The 4,506-nt window shown below is 67.6% G+C and carries 7 protein-coding genes; 5 read left to right on the top strand and 2 right to left on the bottom strand.

What is annotated here, in order from left to right:
* Positions 1 to 169: 169 nt before the first annotated feature.
* Genes metX through AAHM44_RS24730 form a run of 4 tightly spaced genes read left to right on the top strand, consistent with a single transcriptional unit; the run spans position 170 to position 3,168 of the window.
* Entirely contained in the window at positions 170 to 1,291 is a 1,122-nt protein-coding gene (gene metX / locus AAHM44_RS24715; protein WP_342251651.1) for a homoserine O-acetyltransferase MetX, read from the top strand.
* The gene (locus tag AAHM44_RS24720) at positions 1,288 to 1,725 is read left to right on the top strand and encodes a GNAT family N-acetyltransferase (RefSeq protein WP_269573383.1); all 438 of its coding nucleotides are present in this window, start codon (positions 1,288 to 1,290) and stop codon (positions 1,723 to 1,725) included. Before metX ends, AAHM44_RS24720 begins: the two co-directional genes overlap by 4 nt.
* Positions 1,722 to 2,309 (top strand): methionine biosynthesis protein MetW, encoded by a 588-nt coding sequence (metW, locus tag AAHM44_RS24725; RefSeq protein WP_269573382.1) that lies wholly within the window; start codon positions 1,722 to 1,724, stop codon positions 2,307 to 2,309. Before AAHM44_RS24720 ends, metW begins: the two co-directional genes overlap by 4 nt.
* Positions 2,310 to 2,313: 4 nt before the next feature.
* Entirely contained in the window at positions 2,314 to 3,168 is an 855-nt protein-coding gene (locus tag AAHM44_RS24730) for a pirin family protein (RefSeq protein ID WP_342251652.1), read from the top strand.
* On the opposite strand, the gene AAHM44_RS24735 is transcribed toward AAHM44_RS24730, so the two are convergent.
* Together AAHM44_RS24735 and ssb are read right to left on the bottom strand one after the other, a co-directional pair.
* The gene (locus tag AAHM44_RS24735; RefSeq protein ID WP_342251653.1) at positions 3,165 to 3,578 is read right to left on the bottom strand and encodes a hypothetical protein; all 414 of its coding nucleotides are present in this window, start codon (positions 3,576 to 3,578) and stop codon (positions 3,165 to 3,167) included. The genes AAHM44_RS24730 and AAHM44_RS24735 overlap by 4 nt on opposite strands.
* A gap of 38 nt (positions 3,579 to 3,616) precedes the next feature.
* Positions 3,617 to 4,195, bottom strand: a complete 579-nt coding sequence (gene ssb, locus AAHM44_RS24740) for a single-stranded DNA-binding protein (RefSeq protein ID WP_269573379.1) — start codon at positions 4,193 to 4,195, stop codon at positions 3,617 to 3,619.
* Positions 4,196 to 4,237: 42 nt separating this feature from the next.
* Between ssb and AAHM44_RS24745 the strand changes: the two genes are divergently transcribed.
* The gene (locus tag AAHM44_RS24745) at positions 4,238 to 4,411 is read left to right on the top strand and encodes a DUF4169 family protein (RefSeq protein WP_269573378.1); all 174 of its coding nucleotides are present in this window, start codon (positions 4,238 to 4,240) and stop codon (positions 4,409 to 4,411) included.
* The last annotated feature ends 95 nt before the right edge of the window (positions 4,412 to 4,506 follow it).

Here is a 4,506-nt window from a genome sequence, read left to right on the forward strand (position 1 = left end):
CCGGTGCCAGGGGCTGCGGGGCTATGGGGGGTTTTTTCTTGTTCCCCGGCAAAAGCGGGGGCCCAGGGCCAAAAGCGACGGGGCAGAGAAACCCTGGGCCCGGCTTTCGCCGGGGAACAGCTATACAGCTGTGTTGCGTCTATCCGACACAGCCCGTAACGACGCGGGAATGTCCGACGATCCGCGCTATGGCACTGGCCGCTCGGTGACGCTGCCGGGGCCGTTGCGTCTCGACGGTGGCGTGCTGCTGTCGCCGGTCGACATCGGCTACGAGACCTACGGCACCCTCGCCCCCGATGGCGGCAATGCGATCCTGGTCTGCCATGCGCTGACCGGCGACCAGCATGTCGCCTCCGAGCATCCGCGCACCGGCAAGCCCGGCTGGTGGACGCGCATGGTCGGCCCCGGCAAGCCGATCGATACCGACCGCTATTTCGTGATCTGCTCGAACGTGCTCGGTTCGTGCCTGGGCTCATCGGGCCCGGCGACGATCAACCCGGCCACCGGCAAGCCCTGGGGGATGAGCTTCCCGGTGATCACCATCCGCGACATGGTGCGCGCGCAGGCGATGCTGCTCGACCATCTGGGGGTGGGAAAACTGTTCGCGGTCGTCGGCGGATCGATGGGCGGGATGCAGGCGCTGAGCTGGGCGGCGACCTTCCCCGAGCGCGTTGCCTCGGCCGTGGTCATCGCCAGCGCGGCGCGGCATTCGGCGCAGAACATCGCCTTCCACGAAGTCGGCCGCCAGGCGGTGATGGCCGACCCCAAATGGCGCGGCGGCGACTATTACGAGGACAATGATCCGCCCGTCGCCGGCCTGGCCGTGGCGCGGATGGCGGCGCACATCACCTATCTCTCCGAGGCCGGGCTCACCGCCAAGTTCGGGCGCAAGCTGCAGAGCCGCGAGACCAAGACCTTCGGCTTCGACGCCGATTTCCAGGTGGAAAGCTATCTGCGCCACCAGGGGCTGGCGTTCGTCGACCGGTTCGATGCCAACTCCTATCTCTATATCACCCGCGCGCTCGACTATTTCGACCTGGCCGAGGAGCATGGCGGGCTGCTCGCCGATGCCTTCAGGGGCGCCGACACGCGCTTCTGCGTGGTGAGCTTCGATACCGACTGGCTCTACCCGACCAGCGAATCGCGCTCGGTCGTGCACGCACTGAACGCGGCAGGCGCGCGGGCGAGCTTCGTCGAGCTGAAATCCCCCTTCGGCCATGACGCTTTCCTGCTCGAAAGCCCCGAGCTCGACAGGGTGGTGCGCGGTTTCCTGCAGGCGGGGGTGGCATGAGCGACTATCGCATCTCGTTCGACAAGGCCGAGCTCGACCTCGACCTGATCCATGCGTTCCTGAGCGGCTCCTATTGGGCCAAGGGGATTCCGCGGCACATCGTCGAGACGTCGATCAGGAACAGCTTCTGCGCCGCCGTGTTCGCCAAGGACGAGGCGGGGCAGGACGAGCAGGTCGGCTTTGCCCGGCTGATCACCGACTTCGCGACCTTCGCCTATCTGGCCGATGTGTTCGTGCTGCCGGCGCATCGCGGCAAGGGCGTGGCCATGCAGATGCTCGAGGCGGTGCAGGCGCATCCCGAACTGACCGGGCTGCGGCGCTGGCTGCTGTTCACCCGCGACATGCAGCCGCTCTACGCCAGGCTGGGCTGGACGCCGATCCCGCATCCCGAGCGCTGCATGGAGCGGCACGACGTGGACCTCTACACGCGATGAGCCTGCGGCCCGACCTTGCGATCATCGCGGCGAATGTCGCGGCGGGCAGCCGCGTGCTCGATGTCGGCTGCGGCGACGGCGCGCTGATGGCGGCGCTGCGCGACACGCGCCAGGTCGATGCGCGCGGGCTCGAGCTCGATGCGGGCGACGTGGCTGCGGCGGTCGGGCGCGGGCTCTCGGTGGTGCAGGGCGATGCCGATACCGATCTGGCCGACTATCCCGACAACAGCTTCGACTATGCGATATTGAGCCAGACGCTGCAGACCACGCGCCATCCGGATCTGGTGCTGGAGAACCTGCTGCGGATCGGCAAGCACGCCTTCGTCTCCTTCCCCAACTTCGCGCATTGGCGGGTGCGCGCCTCGCTGCTGTTCGGCGGGCGGATGCCGGTGACCCGGCTGCTGCCGATCGAATGGTACGCGACGCCGAACATCCACCATGTCACCGTCGATGACTTCCGGGCGTTCGTCCGCAACCGGGGGATCACGCTCGAGGGCAGCTGGTTCCTGTCGGGTGACCAGCACACCGGGTCGGCGATGGCGAACCTGTTCGCCGAACATGCCGTGTTCCTGCTGAGGAGATAGGGCGATGCGAACGGTGAAGCGGCTGCATCCGGCCTTTCGCGACGATATCGGCGATCTGGTCACGCGTCGCCCGGTGCCGGGGCCGGCGATCGGCCATGTCGGCGCGTTCCTGTTCCTCAACCATCATGGGCCGCAAAGCTATCCGCCGAACAATCGCGGCCTGCCCTTCGGCCCGCACCCGCATCGCGGCTTCGAGACGGTGACCTTCATCCTCGAGGGAGAGCTGGCGCATACCGACAGCGCCGGGCATGCGAGCATTATCCGCGCCGGCGGCATCCAGTGGATGACCGCGGGCAGCGGCATCGTCCATGCCGAGGTCTCGCCCGCCGATTTCAGGCGCGATGGCGGGCCGATGGAGATCCTCCAGCTCTGGGTGAACCTGCCCGCCCGGCTGAAGATGACCGCGCCCCGCTATGTCGGGGCACAGGCCGGGGCGATCCCGGCGGCGACCGCGGACGGCGCGACCGTGCACCTGATCTCGGGTGCGTTCGGCGGCGCGAAAGGCGTGGTCGATTCGCTTACCGGCGTGTTCCTGAGCTGGGTCGAGATCGAAGCGGGCGGCAGCGTGACCTTCGATGGGCTCGAGGGGCGCGACGTGTTCCTCTATGGCGCGCGAGGCGTGTTCCACGTGGAAGCCACCGCGGTGCCGCACTTCCACCTCGCCGAGCTGACCCCGGGCGACGGCGTGACGATCACCGCGACCGAGCCGGCGCTGTTCCTGTTCGGCCATGCCGCGCCGATCGACGAGCCGATCGTGGCGCACGGCCCCTTCGTGATGAACAGCGAAGCGGAGATCCGCCAGGCCTTCCACGACTACCAGGCCGGCAAGTTCGGCGTGGCGGAGATCGTGGAAGCCTAGTTCTTCACGCCCCAGTTCACCGTGACATTGGTACGCGCGGTACCCGATTCGGCCATCACCCGCAGCGTGCGCGCATCGCCCTGGGCCGCGCTGAACGACTTGCCGTCCTCGATGCTGAGCGCCAGGCCCGACGCCATCGCCTGCTGCTTCGACCAGGTGAGGATCGAGGAAGGCGTGGCGAAATCGGTGTAGATCACCGTGCCGCTGCGCTTGCCGGTTACCGCGACATCGCCGCTGGTGCAGCTGATGATTTTCGCTTCCTTGTAGATCGGCACCCAATCGGGCTTGTCCGCGCAGGTACCCGCCGCAACCGCTGCGGGCGTGCCCTTGGACGCGGCATCGATCACATTCTGCGCGGCGGGATCGTCGGTGGTCTTGGGGCCGCCACAGGCAGTCGCCAGAAAAACCAATCCAATTACAGCGCCGCGCATGGCAATCCTTTCACCGATCAGAACGGGACGTCGTCGTCCAGATCATCAGGGAACCCGCCACCGAAGCTATTGTTGCCGGCACCGCCGGCGGCACCGCCCGAGCGCTGACCGCCGCTGTTGAAGTTGCCGCCGCCCCGGCTGGAGGACTGGCCGGCGAACTCGTCGCCACCGCCGCCCCAATCGTCACCGCCGCCCGAGGAACGACCGCCGCCGAAGCCGCCGCCCGCGCCACCGCCGCCACCCGGCGCGCCGTCGAGCATGGTCAGCACCGAGTTGAAGCCCTGGAGCACGATCTCGGTCGAATAGCGGTCCTGGCCCTGCGCGTCCTGCCACTTGCGGGTGGTCAGCGCGCCTTCGATGTAGACCTTGCTGCCCTTGCGCAGATAGCGCTCGGCGACATTGGCGAGGCCTTCGTTGAAGACCTTGACCGTGTGCCACTCGGTCTTTTCCTTGCGCTCGCCCGAGTTGCGGTCCTTCCAGCTTTCGGACGTGGCGATGCGCAGCTCGACGACCTTGCCGCCGTTCTGGAAGCTGCGGCTTTCGGGATCGCGCCCGAGATTGCCCACCAGGATCACTTTGTTGACGCTGCCCGCCATGGAAACTCCGCTTCGAATTCTGTAGATGCTTGAGGCAAGGATATGGCCGAGATCATCAACCTGAACAAGGCGCGCAAGGCCAAGGCACAGGCCGACAAGGCAGTTCGTGCACAGGAAAATCGCGCGCGCTTCGGACGCAGCAAGGTCGAGAAGCAGGCCGAAGCCACCGAAAAGGCCCGGATCGCCAGGACGCTGGACGACGCCAAGCGCGATTGAGCGTCTCGATCCCGTTCCCCGGGGGGGGGGCGGGGGCGCGGGGGGGCCACGCCGCGGGGGGGGGGAGAGGGGGGGCCCGGGGGGGGGGGGGGGGG

Origin of the sequence: Sphingomonas sp. OTU376, from assembly GCF_038440415.1 — a bacterium.
Classification (GTDB): domain Bacteria; phylum Pseudomonadota; class Alphaproteobacteria; order Sphingomonadales; family Sphingomonadaceae; genus Sphingomonas; species Sphingomonas kyeonggiensis_A.